The organism is Pseudomonas sp. JL23, from assembly GCF_056933585.1.
Genome location: NZ_CM167795.1, coordinates 3,003,165 through 3,028,074 on the forward strand (window position 1 = coordinate 3,003,165; position 24,910 = coordinate 3,028,074).

The window sequence follows — 24,910 nt, forward strand, 5'->3', positions numbered from 1 at the left end:
CCGACATCATGAGCCTGCCTGTCGCGAGCCGCGGTTTTACCTTGCTGGAGATGTTGGTAGTCATCGTCCTGATGAGCATCGGCATCGGTTTGATCGGCTTCGGTCTGCAGCAAGGATTGCACTCTGCAGGCGAACGCCAGGTGATTGGACAGATGGTACAGACCCTGCGCAATGCGCGTAGCGCAGCCATCATCAGTGGGCAGACCACAGAGGCGAAATTCGATCTCAACCGGCGCACGTTTCAGGCACCTGGCCAGCGCGTCGGGCGATGGCCAGCGGAACTGGGCGTGCAGCTCAACACTGCCGCCGACCTGGATTCGGCGTTTGCCTTCCATCCCGACGGCAGTTCCAGCGGTGGCAACCTGGTGCTGTTTTCCGGCGAGCGCAACTGGCGTATCGACGTCGGCTGGCTGACCGGCAGCATAAAAAGCCGGGCGCTGCGATGAATCGACACACCCGACAAACAGGCTTCACTCTCCTGGAAATGCTCGCTGCGCTGGTGGTCATGGCACTGTGTTGCAGCGTCCTGTTGGTGGCCTTCGGGCAGAGTGCGCGCTCGCTACAACAGGTCGATCGCAGTGACCGTCTAAGTCAGGCCGCCCGAACCGTACTGGATGACCAGGGCACTGGCGAGTTGCAGGCTGGCAGCCGTGAAGGGCTACTCGACGGCACGATTCATTGGTCTCTGACCACTTCTGAGCTGGCGTCGCAACCGGGGCAGTCGCGTTTGCTGCGTCTGGACCTGGGGCTGACTGAAGGGCGGCGAACAGTGCGGTTCAGTACCTTGCGCCTGGTCAGTGCTGCCAAGAGAGCCCGTTTGTGAGTCGGCATCAGCGCGGCTTCACGCTGCTGGAGATCATGATCGTACTGAGTCTTCTGGCTGTGCTGCTGACCTTGGTTGGCGGCGCGATCCTCGGGGCCAATCGAGCGCTGCTCAGGGCTGATCATTACGCCAGCAGCCTGGATGAACGACGGGCGGCCCAGGCTTTTTTGCGCGGTTCGATCAGTCAGGCACTGCCGCTGGATACCTCGGAAGACGACAGCGCAAGCTCGGGTTTTTTCGAGGGTTCGGCGCAGCGCCTGCAATTCGTCGCGACCTTGCCGGGCAACCTCGGTGGCGGCATTCAACTGCACACCCTGGGACTGGGCGGGCCTGAGTCGGATCGGTATTTGCAGATCGCCTTCGCCCAATTACAGGGCAATATGCTGCGCGCGAGGGGCGAGCCCCAGGTGCTCTTGCACGGCGTGCGCAGTCTGACGCTGAGTTATCGCGGCTTCACACCCAAAGGGCAGCCCACCGGCTGGTTATCCGACTGGCCATGGCCGAATCGATTACCCCGGGCGGTACGCATTGATGTACAGCTCAAAGGCGCCGTGGGCTGGCCCACCGAAGTGGTCGCGCTGCGTCTGGACCTGTCCGGCGGGGCGGGCGGCTGATGAGACAGCAAAAAGGCGTCGCTCTATTGCTGGTGCTATGGGCCTTGGCATTGCTCAGCCTGCTGCTCGGTGGACTGGCCGGCTGGGTGCAGCTGGAAACCCGCCAGTCAATGTGGCAACGCCAGCACACTCAGGCGCTGTTGGCGGCCGAAGCCGGGATGAATCAGGCAGTGCAGGCATTGCTCGACAAATCCCGACGTCCGCGCTGGATTGCCGATGGGCGCGGAATGCCGCTGCGTTTCGATACTGCGCAGATATTGGTCGCCGTGACCAGTGAGCGCGGCAAGCTGGACCTCAATGCCGCGATGGCTGACGACATCGTGCGCACCGCTCAGGCCTGTGGGGCCACGCGTGATCAGGCCGCACAGCTGGCCAAGGCCTTGCAGGCCCGGCGTGGCGGCAGTGAGCCACCGCTGCGGGTATTGGAAGAGCTGCGGCAACTGCCGGGCATGACGCAAACCATCTACGAGCGCCTGTTGCCTCAGATGACGCTATGGAGCGGGCTGGCGCGACCGGAACCGGCATTCGCCACGCCGCTGTTGAGGCGCGCCTTGAATATGCCGAATCAGGCTGCTGTTGATGCCGATCCAGGTGAGGTGGTCAGCATCGACAGTCAGGCACAACTGCCGGGTGGTTTCAGCGCCCGGTTACAAACCACCGTGTTATTGAACCCATCGGAGGGTAACGCTCAACCTTATCGGGTGCTGCGTTGGCAAGAATGAGTCTTTTATCTTCAGTGCGAATGGCACCGCTCAGCGCCCGTATCGATAGGTTTGCCCGACGTTGGCGCGGCAGTCCCGGGCAACGTCTCTGGCAGCTTTGGCTCGACGAACTGCGCGGCTGTCTGCCCGCGCGGGTGCGCCAATGGCTGGTGAGCGAAACGCCGATACACTGGCACCAATGGCCCCTTGCTGCGCCGCTGCCCGACATGCCGGTCGGCGCCCGGCAGGTGCTGCTGTTGCCGTCTGCAGCCGTAATGCTGCAGCGCCTTCAATTGCCGCTGGCCGCTGCCCGCAACCTGGCGTCGGTGGTGGGTTACGAGCTGGACAGGTTCACCCCGTTCCCTCGTGACCAATTGTACTTCGTGGCCCGTCAGGACGGCCGTACGGCCGGTTTCATCCAAGTCACGCTGGTGGCCATCGCCCGTGAACGTCTGGACCGAATACTCAGCGAGTGCCGGGTTCTTGGTCTGAGCCCCGACGCAGTGGACGTGCGTGCCGTCGACGGCACGCCCCTGGGGCTTGATCTGCTCCCCGAATCCTTGCGTCCGGCCCAGGCCCGCACGGGCCGCGGCTGGCAACGCAAGCTGGTCTGGCTTTGTGGCGGGCTGCTGATCGCTCTGATGCTTCTGTGGCTGCAGGACCGCCAGCAATTGCTGGAGCAGATGCAAGCCACCGTTCAGGCGCAGAAAGGCCAGGTCGAGCAGGTGCAACAGCTGCGCCAGGCCCTCACCAACACCCGCGGCGCTGCCGACTATCTGGCTCAACGCAAGGCTGCCCGGCCGACCATGGCGGCGCTGCTCAGCGAGTTGAGCGCGTGCCTGCCCAAGGACACCTGGGTCGATCAGCTGGAAATCGATGATAGTGCCGACGTGGCGTTCTCCGGACAGAGCGCCAAGGCCAGTGCCTTGATCGCCCGTCTTAAAGAGTGCCGCAGTCTGGAAAACCCGCAGTTCCAGGGCGTCATTCAGCCCGATGCCGACACGGGTAAGGACCACTTTTCCCTGCGTGCCCATTTGCATCAGGAGGCCGCCAATGCGCAGACCACTGACACCCCGTGAGCGTCGCGGTGCCGCTCTTATTGTGCTGGCGCTGATGCTCTGCGCCGCGTATTGGCTGCTGATCGACAGTTGGTTCGGCGGCCCTCTGCGCGCTATCAACCAGCAGGCGAGCGAGCTGCGCGGTCAACAGCAACGCTATGCCGGACTGTTGCAGCAGGGCGATACCCTGCGCAAACAATTGGAGCAGGCCCGGCAGGATCCGGCCAGCAGTACCAGTCTGTTGCCGGGACAAGACCCGAGCGCGGTTGCGGCTGACCTGATGCAACAGGTCGCCGACCTGATCGCCAGCCACGCCGACACAGGCGCTGGTTGTGCCTTGACGCAGCGCATGCCGATCACGCCGGAACAGGAGGGCGATGAGCCTTATCGTCAGGTCAAGGTCAGCCTCACGCTAGAGTGTGGCATCGAACCCTTGATGGCGATTTTGCACGAGCTGGAGTATCAGCGGCCGTTCCTGTTCGTCGATGAGATGAGCCTGCGTCGCGACGCCAGCGCGCCTCCTGAAGGTGGCGCCGGCAAGCTGGTAGTGCATCTGCTGGTACGCGGCTACCTGCAACCGGCCGCCATTGCCCAGGCCGCGCCATGATGGCCTCTTTGAAGGCGGCGGAGCGCGGCCTGATCGGCATCGCCATATTGTTGCTGTTACTCATTGTCGCAGTGCTCAGCGGTGTCGCTCACTCGCCCGATTGGCTGCCTGCTGCTACCCCACGTCAGGGTGCCGCCAACCGTCAGGCACCCGTCGTGCCCGTCGCCGAATTGTCAAGCCTGGCGAATACCTGGCAAACGCCGCTGTTCAGCACGGATCGTCGTCCTGATATCGCGCTGCACAAGACGCAGCAGGCGTCGAGTCTCAAAGGCTTGAGCCTCAGCGGTGTGATCCTCACCCGCGACGTGCAGGTGGCCTTCATTCGTCAGCAGAACGGCCCTGGGTTGACTGTCCGTCAGGGCGAACGTTTGCCCAACGGCTGGACCCTGAAAACCCTGGCCCCGCTGCAAGCCGTTTTTACGCTGGATGGCCGCAGCGAAACCTTGAGCCTGCCGGTGCTGAAGCTGCCACCGCCCTCGACCGAACCCCCGATTTCTCTTCCCCGTGAGTCCGCACCATGAAGGTTCCTTCAGACATTGCTACGTTACGCACACCCCTGCTTTGCCTGGCCGTCGCCGTCGCCCTCGGCGGCTGTGCGTCCTCGCCCGATAGCCTCGATCCAGACAGCGGGATGCTGCGTGAAGCATTACAAGGAACCGGTTCGCAACGTCCTGTGGTAGACCCGCGCAGCGAGCAGGCCCCGGTCGAGGTGCAACCCAATCAGGCTGCCACGGCGCCGACCCGCCAGGTGATCAAAGGCAATCAGCGCTTCGTGCGCGGGGCATCGCCGCAGGCGCCCGGCGCTGAGGCCGCAGTCGGCGATATTGTCTTCAACTTCACCAATCAGCCAATCCAGGCGGTGGTCAACAGCATCATGGGTGACCTGCTGCACGAGAGTTACACCATCGCCGAGGGGGTCAAGGGCGATGTCAGTTTCTCCACCTCCAAACCGGTGGACAAGAAGCAGGCGCTGTCGATTCTTGAAACCCTGCTGTCGTGGACCGACAACGCAATGATCCGTCAGGGCAACCGCTACATGATCCTGCCCGCCAGCCAGGCCATTGCTGGCAAGCTGGTGCCGGAAATGGCCGTGTCGCAGCCCTCTGCCGGGTTGTCGGCGCGGTTGTTTCCCTTGCGCTACATCTCGGCCACCGAGATGCAGAAGCTGCTCAAACCGTTTGCCCGGGAAAATGCCTTCCTGCTGGTCGATCCGGCGCGCAATGTATTGAGCCTTGCAGGTACCCCGCAAGAGCTTGCCAACTATCAACAAACCATCGACACCTTCGATGTCGACTGGCTCAAAGGCATGTCCGTTGGCGTGTTCGGCTTGCAGCGCGCTTCGGTGGGTGAGCTGATGCCCGAACTGCAAAAAATGTTCGGCCCCAAGAGCGGCATGCCATTGGCGGGCATGGTGCGTTTTCTGCCGATTGAGCGAACCAACTCGGTGGTGGCGATCTCTTCGCAGCCGCAATATCTGACCGAGGTCGGCGACTGGATTCATACCATCGACGAGGGCGGCGGCAATGAGCCGCAAATGTACGTCTATGACGTGCGTAACATGAAAGCCACGGACCTGGCCAAGTACCTGCGGCAGATCTACGGTAACGGCGCGATCAAGGAGGATGCGGCAGCCAAGGTCGCACCGGGCCTGCGTACGCGCTCGATGTCATCACTGACCAATGGCAGCGGCGTCGGCGGCATGGGCGGTGGTGCCGGTACTGGCGGAGTGAGCAGCGGCGTCGGTTTGAATGCAGGAATGAATCAGCAGGACAGCGCCACGGACAGTGAAGCGACTGACGACTCCGATGAAAGCGCTGACAGTGAAAACAGCGACAGCGCCGACAGTGAATCGCCCCAGGACGCGGACGATGCTGGCAATAAGAGTCTGGATGCGAGCACCCGAATCACCGCCCAAAAGAGCAGCAATCAGTTGCTGGTACGCACGCGACCGGCCCAGTGGAAAGAAATCGAGTCGGCCATCAAGCGCCTGGACAACCCGCCCTTGCAGGTGCAGATCGAGACACGCATTCTCGAAGTGAAGCTGACCGGTGAACTCGACCAGGGCGTGCAGTGGTATCTCGGTCGTCTCGCTGGCAACTCCACCAGTACCACCGTGGCTAACGCGTCCGGCAGCCAGGGCGCACTGGGCGCAGGCGGGGCAGGGCTGGGGGCCAGCGATTCGCTGTTCTACTCGTTTGTCAGCACTAACCTGCAAGTAGCGATTCATGCGTTGGAAACCAATGGCCGTACCCAGGTGCTTTCCGCACCGTCGCTGGTGGTGATGAACAACCAGAACGCGCAGATTCAGGTCGGTGACAACATTCCGATCAGCCAGACCACGGTCAATACCAGCAATTCGGACACTACCCTGAGCAGCGTCGAATACTTGCAGACCGGTGTCATCCTTAATGTTGTGCCGCGCATCAATCCCGGCGGACTGGTGTACATGGATATCCAGCAACAGGTCAGTGATGCCGACGACAGCAGTGGGACCACGGTCAACGGCAATCCACGTATCTCCACCCGTTCGGTGTCCACCCAGGTTGCGGCGCAGAGCGGCCAGACCGTACTGCTGGGAGGTCTGATCAAACAGGACAACGCCCAAAGCAGCAGCAGCGTGCCTTACCTGGGCCGCATTCCCGGCCTGCGCTGGCTGTTCGGCAACACCAGCAAGTCCAGGGACCGCACAGAATTACTGGTACTGATCACTCCGCGAGTCATCAACAGCAGCAGCCAGGCACGTCAGGTGACGGACGATTATCGCCAGCAGATGCAATTGCTACAGCCCCAGGCGACGGTGCAGGCCATGCCGACCCAATGATTGCCCCATTGGGCTTGTTTGTACTTTGAATTGTCCAGCGCGGTCATCGTCCACGGACTGCGCACGCCGTTGAAAACCGGTGGATGACCTGCATCTGTTGTACTTCTGATCCGAACGGATTTCAAAGCTTGAATCGGCCGACCATTTGATTGAGCTCGACGGCCAGGCGTGAGAGCTCATGGCTGGCAGAGTTGGTCTGGTCAGCCCCTTGCGAAGATTGCAGCGACAGATCCCGGATGTTAACCAGATTACGATCAACTTCCCGTGATACTTGCGCTTGCTCTTCAGCTGCGCTGGCGATGACCAGGTTTCGATCGGATATCAGATTAACGCTCTGAGTGATCTCCTCCAGCGCATCACCGGCACTTCTGGCTGCATCCAATGTGGCCTGGGCGCGGACACTGCTGTTTTGCATGGACGCCACGGCCTGACTGCTGCCTTGCTGAATGCCAGTTACCATCACTTCAATCTCTTGGGTTGATTGCTGAGTGCGGTGGGCGAGGGCGCGGACTTCATCGGCAACCACGGCGAAACCTCGTCCGGCTTCCCCCGCTCGTGCAGCTTCAATAGCCGCGTTCAGGGCCAGCAGGTTGGTTTGCTCGGCAATTGCACGAATCACATCCAGCACCTTGCCGATATCACGGGTTTGTTCTGCCAGGCGCCGAATCTGCTCAGCAGTGGTCCCAACGTCTTCATTCATCCGCTCAATTGCAGTGACTGTTTCCTGCACGCGCTGGCGGCCATGCATGGCTGAGGTGCTGGATTGTTGTGAGGCGGTCGACGTGCTGACGGCATTGCTGGCCACTTCCTCGACTGCGGCGGTCATCTCGTTAACGGCGGTGGCCGCTTGCTCGATTTCATTATTTTGTTGCTGAAGTGACCGTGACCCTTCCTCGGTCACAGCGTTGAGTTCTTCCGCGGCAGAAGCAACCTGGGTCGCAGACCCGGAGATTTGCTGCAGCGTATCGCGCAGATTGAGTTGCATCTTCTGCAAGGCTTTTTGCAAGCGCGATACTTCATCACGGCCTTGTGGTTCAACGGTCTGGGTCAGGTCACCACTGGCTACAGTTTCCGCAGCCTGCACTGCTTCATCCAGAGGACGAACAATGCTGCGCGTAAGAATCACTGCGAGCAGGAATGTCATGATCGCGGTGAGTACCAGCACCGCGATGATGATATTGCGCGCGGATACGTATTCACTGGAGGAGTCTGAAACAGCGGTATCGGAGTCCTTGCGATTGACTTCCAGAAGCCATTGAAGCAACGGGGCCATTTGATCGGAGTAACGCTTGAGGTCGCCATTGATCAGGCCAAGAAGCTCTGTATCCCGTTTCGCGAGCGATGCCTGGCGCAGCTTGTCCTGGGCAACGACGTAATTGGCGAGCGCCTCTTTGAACTGGCGAAACTTTTCAGCTTCTTCCGCACTGCCGACCAGGGGCGCATATTCCTCTACGCTCGCATTGACTTTTTTAGTCAGTACCTCAAGGCGTGCTTCGCCCTTTTCTATATCCGCCTGCGTGCGACCCACGGTGATGACATACGAGACGGTACGCAACCGCGTCGTCGTGTCCGCCAACTCTCCAAGTATGCGCGTTGATACCAGGCTGTCCTCGGCAATGTTCATGGTCGCGCTATGAAGCCCTTCCATTTTCTTGAGGCTCATGAGCCCCAGGAACAGTACGAGTAGCGCCATGATGCCGAAGCAGACGGACGCTCGGAGGGCTATACCAAGGTTACGTAATTTCATCAGCGCTGATCTCGACGGTAGATATTAAGATGTTATCGGCGGCGTGCCGATTAATATGAGAGTTGAATGAATCTATTCAGCGATGCGTCGACTGGCCGCGCGTCATCTCCAGCAGCGGCTGGCTAAACGTGTGCCTTTAGTTTGGAAAGCGCAGGTCGCGAACAGGCCCGCAACAGGTCGGGTGCGCGCCGACTTGGTAGTATTCTTATGTTGAGTGGCGACAAGGAGTTTCCTAAGTAAGTCAGCAATCAACTGATAGGCTCCGGTGTTGTAACGGGAGGCGCCCCATGTTCCATGAACGGCGAACAGTGCTACTTTCCAGGATCACCCCTTGTGGCCAAAATGACTGCGGGCGATCGGTGTATCCACGCTCCTGAACCCGAGAGGCTTACATGACGCTGTTCTCGCCGTTTTCCGGTGCCAAGATCGCCTTGCTTCACGATGATCATGTGCTGATCTATCAGCGTGATGACAAGCCTGGTATTCCATGGCCAGGACTGTGGGACCTGCCTGGGGGAGGGCGTGAGGATGACGAAACACCTCTGGCCTGTGCCGTGCGTGAAAGCCAGGAAGAGTTCGGCATAACGCCGCAAGCCGACTGGATCGTCTGGGAAAAAGTGTATCCGGGGCAGGCGAGCAATGGCCTCGATACCTGGTTCCTTGTCGCCGAAGTGCCCGCCGGGATCTTTGAGCAAGTGGTGTTCGGCGATGAGGGTCAACGCTGGGAAATATCCACTGTCACCGCATTCCTGGCGCGCGAGGATGCCATCGGACATCTGCAGAGACGTCTGCAGGAGTATCTGGATCATACAAAACATCAACCCCTGCAGCGGCGCTGAGTCGCAAGCCATCGTTCATATGCCTGTGCGCGTTGTGCACAGGTTGCCCGGATTGTCATCGCTTAAAGAGGTCCTCAAGGGGCGTTAATGCTTGCGGGCGCGCTATTCAAGTCAGGCTAGCGATGACACGCTGCTCTTAAACTCATTTCGCACCGCTTGTGTCTCTTTTGAGGTTAATGTCCGGAATCCTTGCAAATTCGTCATTGTCAGGCTGCCAAGACCTCAATAACATCCACTACAACAACTAGACGACTGGTCTATTCGGTGGTGAGTGTTATGGAAAAAGTCAAAAGCGGATTTGCCAGGCAGCACATCCTTGATACGGCGCAAAAGATTATCGGTGACAAAGGTTTTTCCGCTGTGGGATTGAACGAGCTGCTGAAAGCGGCGGACGTGCCGAAGGGCTCGTTCTATCACTACTTCAGCTCGAAAGAGGCGTTTGGCGAGGCGCTGCTGGAGAATTACTTCCGCAGTTATCTGACTGAGATGCAGAAGATATTCAACGGCGATGCGTTGGAAAGTCGCAACTTGTTCAGGTATCTGGATCGTTGGGTGGATAACCAGACCGCGCCCGTCGATGCCACCAAATGCCTGGCGGTAAAGCTTGGCGCTGAAGTTGCCGATCTGTCGGAGCCCATGCGGCAAAAGCTGCTTCAGGGCACCGCACAAATCATTCAATGCTTGAACGCAGCACTGGCACGAGGGCAGAAACAGGGGTCGATGAAGCTGAATGAGACACCTGAACAACTGTCAGCGCAATTGTATGCGTTGTGGCTGGGAGCCAGTGTCATGGCGAAGATTACCCATACAAGCGAGCCATTTGAGCAAGCCTTATTGATGACTCGGCGTGCGGTGGGGAACGAGGAAAAGTTGCAATGACATACGTAATGATCGAGCTACGAAGTGCCTGCAAACCTTGAGTGAAGCAGCGCTGACGATTCACCTTTTAGCTTAATTAAATCGCTCGCTGGATCAGCAGTCAGACAGCGTTTTTGTCTGATCGAAGGATCTCTGCGCGCAAAAATTGTGTAATACCAGGAGTATCAAATCATGGCCGCAGTGATTGACAGTACAACTTCAAACCGTCTCTTCGATGGTCCTTACTTTCTCAGCATCGCCGGTAAACTGGTGCAGACCCAGGCGTCGTTTGATGTCATGAATCCTGCCACTGGCCAGGTCCTCGCCAAGGCCCCGGCAGGCAGCGCGGAACAACTGGATGAGGCTGTCGCCGCGGCCAAGTCTGCTTTTAAAACGTGGTCCAAGCTCAGCTACGACGAGCGTGAGCAGTATCTGCTGGCTTACGCCGATGCGCTGCAGACCCATCGCGACGAACTTGCTTTGCTGCTGACCCTTGAGCAAGGCAAGCCCCTGAAAACCATGGCCGAGCCCGAAGTCGATCAGTCGATTTCATGGATCCGGCAGATCGCCGCACGACGTATTCCTGTGGAAATAGTCGAGGAAAACGACAGCCATATCGTTGAGCTGCACCACACGCCACTGGGTGTGGTGGGTGCGATCACGCCCTGGAATTTCCCAGTGCTGTTGGCCCTGTGGAAAGTCGCACCGGCGCTGATGACCGGCAACACCATGGTCATCAAGCCTTCGCCTTTCACACCCCTGACTACTTTGCGTTTCGGCCAGATCGCGCAGTCGGTATTTCCTGCAGGCGTACTGTCGGTGGTGTCTGGCGGCAATGAGTTGGGGCCGCAAATGACGGCTCATCCGGACATCGCCAAGATCAGCTTCACGGGTTCCACGGAAACCGGCAAACATGTGATTCGCTCCGCTGCCGGCACGGTCAAGCGCCTGACCCTGGAAATGGGTGGCAACGACGCGGCCATTGTCCTGCCGGATGCCGACTGGAAATCGATCATCCCGCAGTTGTTCTGGGGCGCGATTGGCAATTCGGGTCAATGGTGTGTGGGTATCAAGCGCCTGTACATCCATCGCTCGTTCCATCAGCCGTTCGTCTCGGCATTCGTGGAATACGCCCGGCAGCAGAAGCTCGGTGATGGTCTTGATCCCGAGGTCACCGTGGGCCCTGTGCAAAACAAGATGCAGTTCGACAAGGTCCGCGAGTTTCTCGACGACATCAAGGCGAATGGCCAAAAAGTGGTGTTGGGCGGTGAGGTCGACGAAAGCCGCGCCGGTTACTTCATCCCTGTCACGGTCGTGGATAACCCGCCGGAAAACGCCCGGATCGTCCAGCAAGAGCAATTCGGGCCGATCGTTCCGATCATTGTGTACGACGAGGTCGACGACGTGGTGGACCGTGCCAATGACAGCCCGTTCGGTTTGGGCGGCTCCGTCTGGGGGCGCGATACCAAGGCGGCCGTGGCAGTCGCCAATCGCCTTGAAACCGGCATGGTCTGGGTCAACGAAATGCATACCCAGGGCGTCGACATCCCGTTTGGCGGTCACAAGCAATCCGGCGTCGGAACTGAGGGTGGGCATGAAGGCCGCTTGTTGTTCACCAACCCGAAAACCGTACTGATCAAGAAGTAAGTCAGGCGCGGCCCCTTGGTTTTCAGGAGCAGGGGCCCCGCATGCCTTGCAACCGATACACGACGTCTTTGCCGAAACAATCGAATGCCTCGGCCGCTTGCCACGGCCGTGGCCTTTCTACTGAATTATCCGGAGTTAAACCCATGCAACATGAATCCCTGTTCACACCCGTACAACTGGGCGGTCGCACGCTGAAAAATCGCATCGTATTTCCGCCATTGACCCGGCAAAGGAGTGCGCAACCCGGTGATACCGCTTCGGACTTGATGGCCGAGTATTATCGTCAGCGCGCTTCGGCCGGATTCATGGTCAGTGAAGGTACACAGATCGAACCACGGGGCCAGGGATACGCCTGGACGCCGGGTATTTACACCCCCGCGCAGGTTGACGGCTGGCGCAAAGTCACCGATGCCGTACATGCCGATGGCGGGGTGATTTTCGCCCAGCTCTGGCACGTTGGCCGTGTCTCCCATCACGCCTTGCAGCCTGACGGCAGCGCGCCGATTGCGCCTTCCGCAATCCAGGCGACCAGTGCCAAGGCTTTCATCGAGACCGGCACAGGCACCGGCGAACTGGTGCTGCCATCGATGCCCCGGGCGCTAAGCATTGCTGAAATCAAGGAGCTGGTCGGGCTTTACGCAACAGCGGCGAGTAATGCCATCGCTGCCGGGTTTGATGGTGTCGAGATTCACGCGGCCAATGGCTACCTGGTCAATCAGTTCATCTCCGAACATTCAAATCAGCGCGATGACCAATACGGCGGCTCGCTGGAAAACCGTTTGCGCTTTCTGCGCGAGATCGTCCAAGCGGTTGCCAAGACCATTGGTCCTGACCGCCTGGGTGTACGTTTCACGCCACTGTTCACCACCACCGATCAAGATCGGGTGTATATCGGTATGGTCGAGAAGGACCCGGATCAGACCTACATCGAGGCGATCAAGGTGCTGGAAGAGGCCGGCGTCGCCTACGTGTCCATCGCCGAGGCCGACTGGGACAACGCGCCCGATCTGCCGGAGCAATTCCGCCGTAATGTGCGCGCTGCCTTCAGCGGCCGGATCATCTACGCCGGCCGTTATACGGCAGAGCGGGGCGCGCGTCTGGTCGAGGCAGGGCTGGCTGATCTGATCGCCTTTGGTCGTCCTTTCATCGCCAACCCGGACCTGCCTGCGCGGATCAGCAATGGCTGGCCGCTCAATCCGATCAATCCCGCCACACTCTATGGCGGCACTGCTGAGGGCTTCATCGATTACCCAACGTACGCAGCCTGATCGCTGACCTTCCTGCCGGGCAAACGTCAGCGAGCCCGGCGGACATTTGCGGGCATAATCGACGCATGGTCTCATCGGCGACGATGGGAGTCGGTCAGTGAAACTTCGAACAGGGGACATTTATGGCAACGAGACCGTCAGTAGAGCAGCGGCGAGAGTTCGGCAAATTTCTCTCCAGCCGCCGCGCCCGTCTTGATCCAAAGGATTTCGGCCTGCCTGAGGGCAACCGACGCACGCCAGGCTTGCGTCGCGAGGAAGTGGCGGTGCTGGCCGGGGTCAGCGTCAGCTGGTACACCTGGCTCGAACAGGGGCGCGACATCCAACCCTCTCCCGATGCACTGCAACGCATCTCCAAAGTTCTTAAACTCGACCGTGTGGAATCAACGCATCTGTATGCGTTGTCTGCGCTTGAGGCACCGAGCGCCGTGACCGGTGGCGCCGTCACCGCAGGGCTGGAAATGCTGGTGCGGGCCATCAACCCCATTCCTGCCTATGTGCGTAACACTCGCCTCGACATCCTGGCCTGGAATGACGCTATCGCGGATCTGTTCGTCGATTACGGTTCGTTGAAGCCTCACGAGCGCAATACGTTGCGCCTGCTGTTTCTCTACGTGCCTTATCGAACAGTGATCCTGGATTGGGAGCAGATGGCGCGCGGCATGATCAGCGCGTTTCGTGCTTCTCGTGCACTGGCGCAGGACAAGGCGCCCTTCGACAGTCTGGTAGAAGAACTGTCAGCGCTGAGTCCCGAGTTTCGCGAGTGGTGGCAAGACACGGAAGTCAAAGGCTTTGAAGAGGGGCGCAAGCGCATGTTGCATCCCATCAGCGGTTACGTCGATTTCACCTATGTAGCGCTGACACCCGAGGGGCGGCCGGACCTGTCCCTGGTCACCTACATCCCTCGACACACTGCCTATGACCCACAGTCATAGGATAACAAGACGCCTTACTGGCCTGCCCGGGCTTACCTAAAGTGACGGTCATCGCAGCGCAAAACGCTGCAACAACCGTCAACGAGGTAATACCGATGTCCAGCCTGAACACAAACCCGAGCACCCCTGCAGTCGCGACTTCACGCAACCCCGCCACCGGTGAGCTGATCGCCACCTACCCGTACCAGACCCAGAGTGAAGTTGAATGCCTGCTGGATATGAACGCCGCCGCGTTTCGTCTATGGCGTGGCACACCGATGCGTGAACGGGTGACGGCCTATCGTCGCCTGGCGACCATCTTGCGTGAGCGTTCGCAGCTTTTTGCCGGGCTGATCACCGCTGAAATGGGCAAGACGCTGATTGCCGCACGCGCTGAAGTAGAAAAATGCGCCGCCACCCTCGAATGGATTGCCGAGAACGGTCCGGCGATCCTCGCTGACGAACCGGTCAATGTGGAAGGTGAGGATCAGGTCCACGTGTCCTTCCTGCCCGTCGGCACCATTCTGGCGGTCATGCCCTGGAACTTCCCGCTGTGGCAGGTGATTCGCGCATCCGGCCCGATCATGCTGTCCGGCAACGGCTTCATGCTCAAGCACGCGCCGAATGTCATGGGCTCGGCCTATGCGTTGCAAGACGCCTATGAGGCCGCCGGCTTTCCAAAAGGGCTGTTCGTCAATCTGGTCGCCGACAACGACACCGTCGCCCGCACCATCGAAGATCCACGCATCGCGGCAGTGACCCTGACCGGCAGCATGCGTGCAGGTTCTGCGGTGGCGGCTACCGCAGGCAGAGCGCTGAAGAAGAGCCTGCTGGAACTGGGCGGCGCCGACGCCTTTATCGTACTGGCCGACGCCAATATCGACCTGGCGGTCAAGGCTGCTGTTGAAGCGCGGTTTCAGAACTCCGGTCAGGTCTGCCTGGCGGCCAAGCGTTTCATCATTGAGCAACCGATTGCCGAGGAGTTCACCCGCAAGTTTGTCGCGGCGGTCAAACAACTGAAGGTCGGTAACCCGCTGGACAGCGCCAACAACCTTGGCCCCATGGCGCGCGGTGATTTGCGCGATGAATTGCATGGTCAGGTGCAGCGGACCCTTGCCGCAGGCGCGAAATTGCTGCTCGGCGGCAACAAAATCGACGGCCCGGGCAGTTTCTACGAGCCGACTGTACTGGCTGATGTCGCCCCAGGCATGGCCGCATTTGACGAGGAAACGTTCGGGCCAGTGGCAGCCATCACCGTCGCCGACAGTGCCGAACATGCCATCGTCCTGGCCAACACCAGTGACTATGGTCTGGGCGGCAGCCTGTGGACGCAGGATATCGAACGCGCGCAACGCATCGCCCGTCGTCTGGAAACCGGCGGAGTATTTATCAACGGTTTCCCTGCCACCAATGCCCGTATTCCGGTGGGCGGCGTGAAGAAGAGTGGCTACGGCCGTGAGCTGTCGCATTTCGGGCTGCGTGAATTCACCAATGCGCAGGCTGTCTGGGCCAAAAGCATTGACTGAGACGCCGCGAAAACACTTCCTGAATTGCCGAGAGAAAAAAATCATGAACGATCGATTCGCAAGCCCTGTTCTGCAACCTGTCACCCTGGGTGGGCTGCTATTGAAGAACCGCATTGTCATGGCGCCGATGACGCGTAGCCGTGCCGACGATGCCGGCGTTCAACCCGACTACGCCGCCGCGTATTACGCGCAACGTGCCAGTGCAGGACTGATCGTCACCGAAGCCACCAACATCTCCGCCCAGGCACGCGGCTATACCCGTACGCCAGGGATCTGGACCGAGGCGCAGATCACCGCGTGGAAGCGGGTAACCGATGCCGTGCACCGTGAAGACGGCAAAATTTTTCTGCAGCTCTGGCATACCGGGCGCATGTCTCACCCCGACATGCACGACGGGGCACTGCCTGTCGCACCGTCAGCGATCAAGCCGGCAGGTCAGATCCGTGTGCACGAAGGTATGAAAGATTTTGTCACCCCCCGCGCGCTGGAAACCGACGAGATTGCAGCGATAGTCGAGGATTATCGACGTGCTGCCGAGAACGCCAAAATCGCCGGGTTCGATGGCGTGGAGGTGCATTCGGCCAATAACTACCTGCTGGAGCAGTTCGTTCGTGACAGCACCAATATCAGGACGGACCAGTATGGCGGCACCCTGGAAAGTCGCTTGCGATTCCCCCTTGAGGTGGTCAGGGCTGTTGTCGATGTCTGGGGCGCCGAGCGGGTTGGCATTCGAATTTCACCGGTGACCACCACACCCGGTGAAACGCCGCTCGACAGCAATACCATGCAAACCTTCGGTGCCTATGTGGATGCGCTGTCGCAGCTGGGGCTGCTGTATATCCATGAGATCCAGGGCGTCACCCAGCAAAACCGTGATGAGGTCGATGGCATCAGTTTCGCTGCATTGCGCCAGCGTTTCAGCGGCGCCTATATCGCCAACAACCAGTTAACACTGGACCTGGCCGAGCAGACGCTCGCAGCGGGCGAGGCTGACTTGTTCAGCATCGGGCGACCTTTCATCGCCAACCCGGACCTGATTTATCGCATGGCCAGCGGAGCACCGCTGGCTGAAGCGCCGAAAGCGTATTGGTATGGTGGCGACGGAACGGGTTATTCAGACTGGCCGACCATGGACTGACTGACCTGCTGACCATCCAGACGGTAAGTGCAATCAACGGCGATAGCAGGCTGTCTCCAAGGAGGAGGGGAGCGCCTATGGCGCTCACCCTGAGGGAATCAGCGGCCAGCGTTCAGGCCGCCGTCGACGTGCAGGATTTCGCCGGTCGAGAAGGCGGCATTTTCAAGATAGAGAACGGCGCGCACGATGTCTTCGATTTCACCGAGCTTGTTCATGGGGTGAAAGGCTGCCAACTGCTCAACAATTTCCGGTTTGTGCTTTGGCGTACGACGGACGCCGGGCGCGACGGCGTTCACACGGATGCCGCGAGTGGCGAACTCTGCCGTAGAGGCGGTGATCTGGACGACATGGCCGTTGCCCCCGGCCCGAAAAAACATTATCGAGGTTCGACACAAGGAAGCCGCACATGCCTAAATCAATGCTGCATCTCATGTCTGGCAAAATCGCATCCGGAAAATCAACGCTGGCAAGATCTCTGGCGGCCGAGTCGTTGGCGATTTTGCTGAGTGAAGATCATTGGCTCTCCCGGCTTTATGCTGATCAAATCAAGTCAGTGGGCGATTACGTGAGACTTGCGCGCCAGATCAGGGGAGTCGTGGGCCCGCTGGTCACCGATGTGCTGAACGCAGGCGTGAGTGTGGTCCTGGATTTCCCTGCCAATACGCCTGAGGACCGCCAATGGTTACGCGGCCTGGCAGACGCAGCCGGGATCTCTCATTGTGTCCACTTTATCGAGGTGGACGATGATACCTGCCGAGGTCGTTTGCATCTTCGCAACGGCCGCGGCGAGCATGAGTTTGCAGCGACCGACGCTGAGTTCGATCTGATCACAAGCTACTTCAGAGCTCCGCAGGAGCAGGAGGGGCTGCGGATTAAAGTTCACCGCCTCTGAAGGCGGTCCACCTCGCGCCGTGCCTTGAGTGATCGAGCTGTAAACTGGATAGGCGTATTGGACCGCTTTAGAGCCGGTACGCCCAGCTGATGCGACTCAGTTTTCGACCGAGCGACCGCTCCCAAAAAAAATGCACCCTATCAGGCGCGCGAACAAGTGGAGCGTATCTGCGAGATCCGGATTCTCGAAAGGAACAGGCTTGGAGTCGAGTGCACATAATGCTCCATACAGCGTTCCATCGGGCAGCAGGATCGGCACACCCGCATAGCTCTCTAAACCATATTGTCTCACCACCGGGCGAATCCGGTGTCTAGGACTTTCACGTATATCCGGGAGCAGAAGTGCTTGTGGGTCAGTGATAAAGTCACTGCACAGCGTGATTTCGATAGGTAGTGTATCCCCGGCTCTAATTCCCAATTCCCCGATATCGTGCACGGAGCAGACGACCCAGTCAGTGTTGTCGTATTTCGCAATCGCTGCGAAACGCATCCGTGTCATTCGCGTGATGATGCTCAAAATACTGGTTGTCGCTTCGATTTCAGCGATCGCGGCGCGTTCCTGGGGAGTAAGTGACGGTCGGGCGCCGTGTTGGTTGTTCTGCATGATCTTTTTCCGAAATACGCATAGTGGCTATTGGCTGCTTTTCCAAGCTTACAGCCGAATCCTGGTCACAGCTCTCAAATTGCTTACGAGTCGGACGAAGGGCTGGTATCCGTCAAGCGGTATTGCCTGATCCATTGCTCCGACGACGTGCAGACCCGTGGATGGAAGCTCGAGTTGCCTGGGATGGAATTTGGTCTGTCCAAAATCAATTTAATTAAATTGGTCTTGCCGCTTTTTTGGGGCTAAGGTAGTTTGTGCATAGTGATTCTCCAAGCGGGGCTTGCCCCTCGATAAAAATAAACGAGAGCGCCATTTTGAACGTCTCATATGCTCAGCCCAGTGGGCCTGTCGTTGAACCGACCCTGCCTCTCCCTTGTTTGCGTCTGGAAGGCATCGTTAAACGCTTCCCAGGCGTTCTGGCGCTCAATGGGGTATCGCTCGACTTGCATGGCGCAGAGGTGCATGCCATCTGCGGCGAGAACGGTGCCGGAAAATCTACGCTGATGAAAGTGATCAGCGGTCAGCTTGCACCGGACGAAGGCCGTATCACTTATCTGGGCGAAGAGCGGACGTTCAAATCCGTATGTGATGCGCAGCGGATGGGTATCGCCATCATTCATCAGGAACTGAATCTGGTACCGCATCTGTCGGTGGCTGAAAACGTTTATCTGGCCAGGGAACCGGTCAGATTCGGGCTTATCAATCGTTCAAAGATGTTGGCGGATACTCAAAAATGCCTGAACCGGTTAGGGGTCGATATTAATCCTGGGACGCTGGTCAATACGTTATCTGTCGCTCAGCAACAGATGGTCGAGATAGCCAAAGCGCTTTCGCTTGACGCCAAGGTATTGATTCTCGATGAACCTACTTCGTCCCTGACCGAGACCGAAACCGTCCAGCTGTTTCGCGTTATCAAAGAACTGAAAGCGCAGGGCGTCGGCATGCTCTACATTTCCCACCGCCTCGACGAAATGCAGCATATCGTTGACCGCGTCACCGTCATGCGCGACGGTTGCTATGTATCTACACGCCGTTTTGATGAGACCTGCGTCGATAATATCGTTGCAGAGATGGTCGGTCGCTCGCTCAAAGACAAGTTCCCCCCGCGTACCAGCGTGCCGACAAAGGAAGTGCTGCTGGATGTCAAAGGCTTCAGTCGCAAGGGGGCATTCGAGTCGGTAGATTTTGAACTTCGCAAAGGCGAAATTCTGGGATTTGCCGGGCTGATGGGAGCCGGCAGGACCGAAATAGCACGCGCTATATTTGGTGCCGACCCGATCGATTCCGGCACCTTGCATCTGCGGGGTAACGCTGTTGCGATCAAAACGCCCCAGGATGCCATCCGCCATGGCGTTGCCTATCTTTCTGAAGATCGCAAGAGTGATGGTCTGGCACTCAAGATGTCGCTGACCAGCAATATAACCCTGGCCAATATGGACGCCGTGTGTAACGCCTTTGGCTTTATCAGATTCAAGGATGAAGAAGCCGCGGCACATAAATACATCAAGAGCCTCGGCATTCGAACACCTTCGACGCATCAGGTGACTCGTCTTTTATCGGGCGGCAATCAGCAAAAAGTGGTGATCGCAAAGTGGCTGTTTCGTGACTCGAACATTTTGTTTTTTGATGAGCCCACCCGAGGCATCGATGTGGGCGCCAAATATGCCATCTACGAATTAATGGACACGCTGGCAGCGCAGGGAATAGGGGTTGTTCTGATCAGTTCGGAGTTGCCTGAACTGCTCGGCATGAGTGACCGGATTCTGGTATTTCACGAGGGGCGCCTGACCGGCGAGCTAGAGGCCCGCAACACATCACAAGAAGAAATCATGCACTTCGCGTCAGGGCACTCAAAATGAACGATCTCAGCGTCAGCAAGACTTCAGAGAGTGGCACCGTCAGCCCCCTGAACAATGAGCGTCGCAAAGAACTCTTGCAAAAATTTGGCGCACTGGCGAGCCTGTTTGCGCTGATCATTGTCTTCGCCAGTACCAGCCAGGCGTTCTTGTCGATGGGTAACGGCATGAGTGTCGCTCTTCAAGTTACCTCGATTGCATTTCTAGGATTGGGTGCGACAGCGGTGATTATAACCGGCGGTATCGATCTCTCGGTCGGCTCGGTATTGGCGCTGGCGGGGGTGGCCGATGCATTGGCTATCAAAGCGGGCGCGTCAGTTCCCTTGGGAATTCTGGTGGGGCTCACCGTCGGTGGCTTGTGCGGTGCCATCAATGGTGTCTTCATTACTCGCTTGAAGCTGCCGCCCTTCATCGCCACGTTAGGCATGATGCTGGTGGCACGGGGCTTTGCATTGCGTCTTACCGATGCCCAGCCCGTGTCTGGCCTGGGGCAGAGTTTCGCGACGTTAGGTAATGGCACGCTCTTCAGGATTGAGCATCTCGGAGACGATGGCTTTCCCACTATCATTTTCCCGGGCATCCCTTACCCAGTCGTCATTATGTTCGCTCTTGCTGTCGGCCTTTGGCTGGTATTAAGCCGTACGCGGTTGGGGAGACATATCTATGCGGTCGGTTCCAACGCTGAAGCCGCCAGGTTGTCCGGCGTCAATGTCAATCGAGTCACCTTGTTCACCTACGTATTGTCGGGCGTACTCGCTGGCCTGACGGGTTGTGTGCTGATGTCCCGGTTGGTGACTGCGCAGCCAAACGAAGGCGTCATGTACGAACTTGATGCTATTGCCAGTGCGGTTATTGGCGGGACTTCATTGTCAGGGGGAATTGGCAGCGTTTCCGGCACCCTCATTGGCGCCTTCACTATCGGTATCCTGCGCAATGGCCTGAACATGCTGGGCGTATCAAGTTTTACTCAGCAAATCATTATAGGCATCGTAATTCTGCTCACCGTATGCATTGATCAACTGAGAAACCGCAAACGCTAACTCCATCGATATAAAAATAAAAAAGGATTATTCGCTATGAACATGCTGAATATGATCTCGCTCGCCGTCGCGCTTTCGTTCACGTCGACCGTCACGATGGCGGGCAATGGTGAAATTGCGGTTATTGTGAAAAGTGCCAACTCCAATTATTGGCAGAACGTACAAAAAGGTGCTCAGGCGGCGGCGAAGGCGTTGCCTGACGCCACAGTAACGTTCCAGGGACCCGCCTCCGAGTCGGCGGTAGCCGATGAAGTAAATATGGTGGTAAATGCGGTAAATCGGGGCGTTTCCGGAATCGTCCTGGCGGCCGCAGATCCCGATGCATTGGTGCCTGCCATAAAACAAGCCTGGGAAGCGCATATACCCGTCGTCCTTATCGATTCTGCCGTGTCGACTGACGGCGCCGCTTACTATCAATCTTTCCTGTCCACCGACAATACCAAAGCTGGCGAGTTGTGTGCACAACGCATGATCGAGAAAGTGGGCAAGACAGGCAAGATTGCAATCATGTCATACGTACCCGGAGCCGGCTCGGAAATAGGACGGGTCGGCGGGTTCACTCGTTATATTAAAGAGCATTCCAACCTGACGATTGTCGGCCCTTTCTACTCGCAATCGCAGATGGCGAATGCCCTGAATCAAACCACGGATGTGTTATCGGCCAACCCGGACCTCAAGGGCATATATGGAGCTAATGAGCCGACGGCCGTCGGTATGGCTCGCAGTATCGTTCAAGCTGGAAAGGCAGGGAAACTGGTTGCCATAGGATTTGATGGTAATGAGGATCTTCAGAACTTTGTGAAGGACGGTACCCTTGATTCCATTATCGTCCAAAGTTCTTACAGGATGGGACTCGACTCAGTCAGTGCGGTGGCCAAGGTCATTGCGCGCACTCCGGTGCCCAAGAACATCGACACGGGTGTACTGCTGATCGACAAATCGAACATAAACAGTGTCGAGGCCAAAAACGTCTTGTATTGACCTGGCCAGGTAAGCGCAAAGATGAATATTTATGAAAAGCGATCGCTGCCCAATGGTTCGCTTGAAATGGGCGTATTCGGACTAGGGTGTGCGCAAGTTGGCGGACTGTATCAAGCGGTGTCTTATCTTGAGTCAATGCAGACATTGCAGGCGGCATGGGATCGTGGGATTCGCTATTTCGATACAGCCCCCTTTTATGGTTACAGCCGTTCTGAGCGCCGGGTAGGTACAAGCCTGAGCGATCATGCGCGCGCGGATTTCGTCTTGAGTACAAAAGCCGGTCGGCTTCTCGTGCCTGACGACTCGGTCAGCCGCGGCGATGACGGCTGGGCTGATCCGCTGCCTTTCAGGCCGGTGTACGACTATGGATACGACGCCATCATGCGTTCCCATGAAGACAGCCTCCAGCGGTTGGGACTTTCCAGAATCGACATACTTTACGTGCACGATATCGGTCGTCTTACCCATGGTGAACGACACGATTTTCATTGGCAGCAGCTCACCAAGGGTGGCGGGTTCCGTGCCCTGGAAAGCCTGCGAAGGGATGGCACAGTCGCCGCTGTTGGCCTGGGTGTCAACGAGTGGGAAGTCGTAAAAGACAGCATGAACGAATGCCGACTCGACTGCACGATGCTGGCTGGTCGTTACACGCTCCTTGAGCAGCAGAGCTTGAGGCCATTGATGAACGAATGCCTGGCTCATGGCAATGCGATAGTGGTCGCAGGGGTCTTCAACTCCGGAATCCTGGCAGGCGGAACGCATTTTGATTATGGAGACGCACCAGCAGCGGTGATTGCCAAAGTCGAGGCGTTAAAGACAATCTGCCAAGAGTACGACGTGCCGCTTCCAGCGGCGGCACTTCAATTTCCCATGGCCCATCCTGCGGTGGTGTCCTGTGTGGTCGGAACACGCACGGCGCAACAGCTTGACCGCAGTATTCAATGGTTCGAGCAGGACATTCCCGACGCATTTTGGGCAGCACTCGTTGGCAAAGGGCTCATCGATGCGGACGCTCCGCTGCCCAAAGGTGGCGCATGAGTTTGCGTATCGATGCCCATCAGCACTATTGGCATCTCCATAGTGGGCATGGAGATTGGCCTCCGGTCGAGCTCAGCATCCTCTATCGGGATTTCACCCCGGCCGATTTAGACGAGACGCTTCGAGAATCCGGCATCGCCGGAACCATCGCTGTTCAGTCAAACCCCCACAGGGGAGATACCCGCCACCTGCTTGAATTGGCGGACAGGCACGCCAGTATCCTGGGAGTGGTGGGGTGGGTGGATCTGACGGCCGCCGATGCGGTACAGCAGATCACTGCCCTGGCTCGCAACCCTAAACTCCGGGGTGTACGGGCGATGCTACAGGACTTGCCAGCGCACAACTGGATAGAAAGTGATCAGATTCAACCGGCCATAGACGCGCTCGTTGCTCACGATCTCAGTCTCGACGCGTTGGTTTTGCCTGACCATCTGGCTGGACTCTTCACATTTGCCGAGCGCAACGCGGGTCTGAATATCGTCATCGATCACGCCGGTAAACCGGATATCGCCGGCCGCATGGTTGGCCCCTGGGTCGATGATCTTGGGCGTCTGGCGGCACTTCCCAACCTGTACTGCAAGCTGTCGGGTCTGTTAACGCAAGCCGCTCCGGGTGACGGTCGAGAGGCGCTGCAGTTTTACATGGACAGCGTTCTGAAAATGTTCGGCGTACAGCGCGTCATATGGGGCAGCGACTGGCCGGTGGTCAATCTCGCGTCCAGCTACCTGCAGTGGTTGCGTATCACGACTCAATACCTGCGAGAACACGAAGCCCCATCCGTACGTGATAGCGAGCCATTGATCATGGGCTTGAACGCCTGTCGTTTTTATCGGATCGACCACCATCTGCGCAGCGTTTCCCGAACCTGACCTTGCCCGCACCCCGACGATCACAGCCAAAACCTGCCGTTCTGGAGAATCATATGTTGACAGTTATTTGTGAAAAACCGGGTTCGCTGGCTGCTTTGCAAAGCAGTATCCCGGAACGCAGGGACGGTGAGACGTTGATCCGGATCAAGCGTGTCGGGGTTTGTGGTACAGACCTGCATATTTTTACCGGCAATCAACCTTATCTGGAGTATCCCCGGGTGATGGGGCACGAGTTCTCCGGAGTTGTTGAACAAAGCGGTGCTGAGAGTGGCCTGGCGCCTGGGGATGTGGTCTACGTCATGCCCTATATGTCTTGCGGCGACTGTGTTGCCTGTCGGCAGGGCAAGACTAACTGCTGCACCCGTATCCAGGTGCTTGGCGTGCATCGCGATGGCGCATTCACTGAGTACCTCAGCCTTCCCGATCAGTTCGTACACAAGGCTGACGGGATCACCCTTGATCAAGCTGCCATGATCGAATTTCTATCCATTGGTGCTCATGCCGTAAGGCGCGCTGATATTCAGCCGGGTCAACGCGCATTAGTGGTCGGTGCCGGACCCATTGGCATGGCAGCCGCCATTTTTGCAAAGCTCAAAGGTGCGACGATCAGCGTGCTGGATAGCCGTGCCGACCGGCTCGAATTCTGCCGCGATCAACTGCAAGTGGCAGCCACCGTGACAGTCGGGGCCGGGGATAAAGAACAGCTTGCGGCACTGACAGACGGCGAGTTTTTCGATGTGGTATTCGACGCTACGGGGAACGCCAAAGCGATGGAGCGGGGGTTTGAGTTTATCGCTCACGCAGGCAAATACGTGATGATCTCGGTGGTGAAAGACACCATTACGTTTGCTGATCCTGAGTTCCACAAGCGTGAGGCGACCTTGTTAGGCAGTCGTAACGCCACGGCAGAAGATTTCCGATATGTGCAGCAGTGTCTTCGCGACGGCTTGATTCCAGATGCCGCCCTCAATACTCACCGAATGACGTTGGCCAATGTGGTGAGTCAGTTCTCCACGTTGCTGGATCCTGCCCAGGGTGTGGTCAAAGCATTGATCGAATGCTAGAGGACACGC

General features: G+C 58.1%; 25 protein-coding genes. 22 read left to right on the forward strand and 3 right to left on the reverse strand.

What is annotated here, in order from left to right:
• The first annotated feature begins 8 nt into the window (after positions 1-8).
• The 8 genes from AC1Z24_RS14030 to gspD are packed head-to-tail and all read left to right on the forward strand — an operon-like array spanning position 9 to position 6,624.
• The gene (locus AC1Z24_RS14030; RefSeq protein ID WP_483746149.1) at positions 9-446 is read left to right on the forward strand and encodes a prepilin-type N-terminal cleavage/methylation domain-containing protein; all 438 of its coding nucleotides are present in this window, start codon (positions 9-11) and stop codon (positions 444-446) included.
• Positions 443-823 carry a type II secretion system protein gene (locus tag AC1Z24_RS14035; protein WP_483746150.1) on the forward strand — a complete coding sequence of 127 codons (381 nt, stop codon included), beginning with the start codon at positions 443-445 and terminating at the stop codon, positions 821-823. Before AC1Z24_RS14030 ends, AC1Z24_RS14035 begins: the two co-directional genes overlap by 4 nt.
• Positions 820-1,437: a prepilin-type N-terminal cleavage/methylation domain-containing protein gene (locus AC1Z24_RS14040; RefSeq protein WP_483746151.1), complete on the forward strand. Its 618-nt coding sequence runs from the start codon at positions 820-822 to the stop codon at positions 1,435-1,437. Before AC1Z24_RS14035 ends, AC1Z24_RS14040 begins: the two co-directional genes overlap by 4 nt.
• A complete protein-coding gene (locus AC1Z24_RS14045) occupies positions 1,437-2,159 on the forward strand; it encodes a type II secretion system minor pseudopilin GspK (protein ID WP_483746152.1) in 723 nt (240 codons plus the stop codon). The genes AC1Z24_RS14040 and AC1Z24_RS14045 overlap by 1 nt, the downstream gene beginning before the upstream one ends.
• Complete coding sequence (locus tag AC1Z24_RS14050; protein ID WP_483746153.1) at positions 2,156-3,217, forward strand: PilN domain-containing protein; 1,062 nt, start codon at positions 2,156-2,158, stop codon at positions 3,215-3,217. Before AC1Z24_RS14045 ends, AC1Z24_RS14050 begins: the two co-directional genes overlap by 4 nt.
• Entirely contained in the window at positions 3,192-3,803 is a 612-nt protein-coding gene (gene gspM / locus AC1Z24_RS14055; RefSeq protein WP_483746154.1) for a type II secretion system protein GspM, read from the forward strand. The genes AC1Z24_RS14050 and gspM overlap by 26 nt, the downstream gene beginning before the upstream one ends.
• Positions 3,800-4,324 (forward strand): type II secretion system protein N, encoded by a 525-nt coding sequence (locus tag AC1Z24_RS14060; RefSeq protein ID WP_483746155.1) that lies wholly within the window; start codon positions 3,800-3,802, stop codon positions 4,322-4,324. The genes gspM and AC1Z24_RS14060 overlap by 4 nt, the downstream gene beginning before the upstream one ends.
• Positions 4,321-6,624: a type II secretion system secretin GspD gene (gene gspD, locus AC1Z24_RS14065; RefSeq protein ID WP_483746156.1), complete on the forward strand. Its 2,304-nt coding sequence runs from the start codon at positions 4,321-4,323 to the stop codon at positions 6,622-6,624. The genes AC1Z24_RS14060 and gspD overlap by 4 nt, the downstream gene beginning before the upstream one ends.
• Positions 6,625-6,745: 121 nt before the next feature.
• Here gspD and AC1Z24_RS14070 read toward each other — a convergent pair whose 3' ends face one another.
• Positions 6,746-8,371, reverse strand: coding sequence for a methyl-accepting chemotaxis protein (locus AC1Z24_RS14070; RefSeq protein ID WP_483746157.1), 1,626 nt, complete (start codon positions 8,369-8,371; stop codon positions 6,746-6,748).
• A 392-nt stretch (positions 8,372-8,763) separates the two neighbouring features.
• Here AC1Z24_RS14070 and AC1Z24_RS14075 point away from each other — a divergent pair, with 392 nt between their 5' ends.
• The 7 genes from AC1Z24_RS14075 (at position 8,764) to AC1Z24_RS14105 (ending at position 16,558) form a co-directional block, all read left to right on the forward strand.
• A complete protein-coding gene (locus AC1Z24_RS14075) occupies positions 8,764-9,210 on the forward strand; it encodes an NUDIX hydrolase (protein ID WP_483746158.1) in 447 nt (148 codons plus the stop codon).
• Between the two features lie 276 nt (positions 9,211-9,486).
• Positions 9,487-10,089 carry a TetR/AcrR family transcriptional regulator gene (locus AC1Z24_RS14080; protein WP_483746159.1) on the forward strand — a complete coding sequence of 201 codons (603 nt, stop codon included), beginning with the start codon at positions 9,487-9,489 and terminating at the stop codon, positions 10,087-10,089.
• A gap of 171 nt (positions 10,090-10,260) precedes the next feature.
• Complete coding sequence (locus tag AC1Z24_RS14085; RefSeq protein ID WP_483746160.1) at positions 10,261-11,715, forward strand: aldehyde dehydrogenase family protein; 1,455 nt, start codon at positions 10,261-10,263, stop codon at positions 11,713-11,715.
• Positions 11,716-11,858: 143 nt separating this feature from the next.
• Positions 11,859-12,983 (forward strand): alkene reductase, encoded by a 1,125-nt coding sequence (locus AC1Z24_RS14090; protein WP_483746161.1) that lies wholly within the window; start codon positions 11,859-11,861, stop codon positions 12,981-12,983.
• Positions 12,984-13,105: 122 nt separating this feature from the next.
• Positions 13,106-13,915 (forward strand): helix-turn-helix transcriptional regulator, encoded by an 810-nt coding sequence (locus tag AC1Z24_RS14095; RefSeq protein WP_483746162.1) that lies wholly within the window; start codon positions 13,106-13,108, stop codon positions 13,913-13,915.
• A gap of 95 nt (positions 13,916-14,010) precedes the next feature.
• Complete coding sequence (locus AC1Z24_RS14100; RefSeq protein ID WP_483746163.1) at positions 14,011-15,420, forward strand: NAD-dependent succinate-semialdehyde dehydrogenase; 1,410 nt, start codon at positions 14,011-14,013, stop codon at positions 15,418-15,420.
• Between the two features lie 43 nt (positions 15,421-15,463).
• Positions 15,464-16,558, forward strand: a complete 1,095-nt coding sequence (locus tag AC1Z24_RS14105) for an alkene reductase (protein ID WP_483746164.1) — start codon at positions 15,464-15,466, stop codon at positions 16,556-16,558.
• Positions 16,559-16,656: 98 nt separating this feature from the next.
• On the opposite strand, the gene AC1Z24_RS14110 is transcribed toward AC1Z24_RS14105, so the two are convergent.
• Positions 16,657-16,935, reverse strand: coding sequence for an SDR family oxidoreductase (locus AC1Z24_RS14110; RefSeq protein WP_483746165.1), 279 nt, complete (start codon positions 16,933-16,935; stop codon positions 16,657-16,659).
• Positions 16,936-16,964: 29 nt separating this feature from the next.
• Between AC1Z24_RS14110 and AC1Z24_RS14115 the strand changes: the two genes are divergently transcribed.
• Entirely contained in the window at positions 16,965-17,450 is a 486-nt protein-coding gene (locus tag AC1Z24_RS14115) for a P-loop nucleotide/nucleoside kinase family protein (RefSeq protein ID WP_483746166.1), read from the forward strand.
• A gap of 96 nt (positions 17,451-17,546) precedes the next feature.
• Here the strand turns inward: AC1Z24_RS14115 and AC1Z24_RS14120 are convergent, their stop codons facing one another.
• Positions 17,547-18,053: a GAF domain-containing protein gene (locus tag AC1Z24_RS14120; RefSeq protein WP_483746167.1), complete on the reverse strand. Its 507-nt coding sequence runs from the start codon at positions 18,051-18,053 to the stop codon at positions 17,547-17,549.
• Positions 18,054-18,367: 314 nt separating this feature from the next.
• Between AC1Z24_RS14120 and AC1Z24_RS14125 the strand changes: the two genes are divergently transcribed.
• The 6 genes from AC1Z24_RS14125 to AC1Z24_RS14150 are packed head-to-tail and all read left to right on the forward strand — an operon-like array spanning position 18,368 to position 24,901.
• Positions 18,368-19,912, forward strand: a complete 1,545-nt coding sequence (locus AC1Z24_RS14125; RefSeq protein ID WP_483746168.1) for a sugar ABC transporter ATP-binding protein — start codon at positions 18,368-18,370, stop codon at positions 19,910-19,912.
• Positions 19,909-20,949 (forward strand): ABC transporter permease, encoded by a 1,041-nt coding sequence (locus AC1Z24_RS14130; RefSeq protein WP_483746169.1) that lies wholly within the window; start codon positions 19,909-19,911, stop codon positions 20,947-20,949. Before AC1Z24_RS14125 ends, AC1Z24_RS14130 begins: the two co-directional genes overlap by 4 nt.
• Positions 20,950-20,985: 36 nt before the next feature.
• A complete protein-coding gene (locus AC1Z24_RS14135; protein ID WP_483746170.1) occupies positions 20,986-21,930 on the forward strand; it encodes a substrate-binding domain-containing protein in 945 nt (314 codons plus the stop codon).
• A gap of 21 nt (positions 21,931-21,951) precedes the next feature.
• Positions 21,952-22,968: an aldo/keto reductase gene (locus tag AC1Z24_RS14140; protein ID WP_483746171.1), complete on the forward strand. Its 1,017-nt coding sequence runs from the start codon at positions 21,952-21,954 to the stop codon at positions 22,966-22,968.
• Entirely contained in the window at positions 22,965-23,837 is an 873-nt protein-coding gene (locus AC1Z24_RS14145) for an amidohydrolase family protein (RefSeq protein WP_483746172.1), read from the forward strand. The genes AC1Z24_RS14140 and AC1Z24_RS14145 overlap by 4 nt, the downstream gene beginning before the upstream one ends.
• Before the next feature lie 53 nt (positions 23,838-23,890).
• A complete protein-coding gene (locus AC1Z24_RS14150) occupies positions 23,891-24,901 on the forward strand; it encodes a zinc-binding alcohol dehydrogenase family protein (protein ID WP_483746173.1) in 1,011 nt (336 codons plus the stop codon).
• The last annotated feature ends 9 nt before the right edge of the window (positions 24,902-24,910 follow it).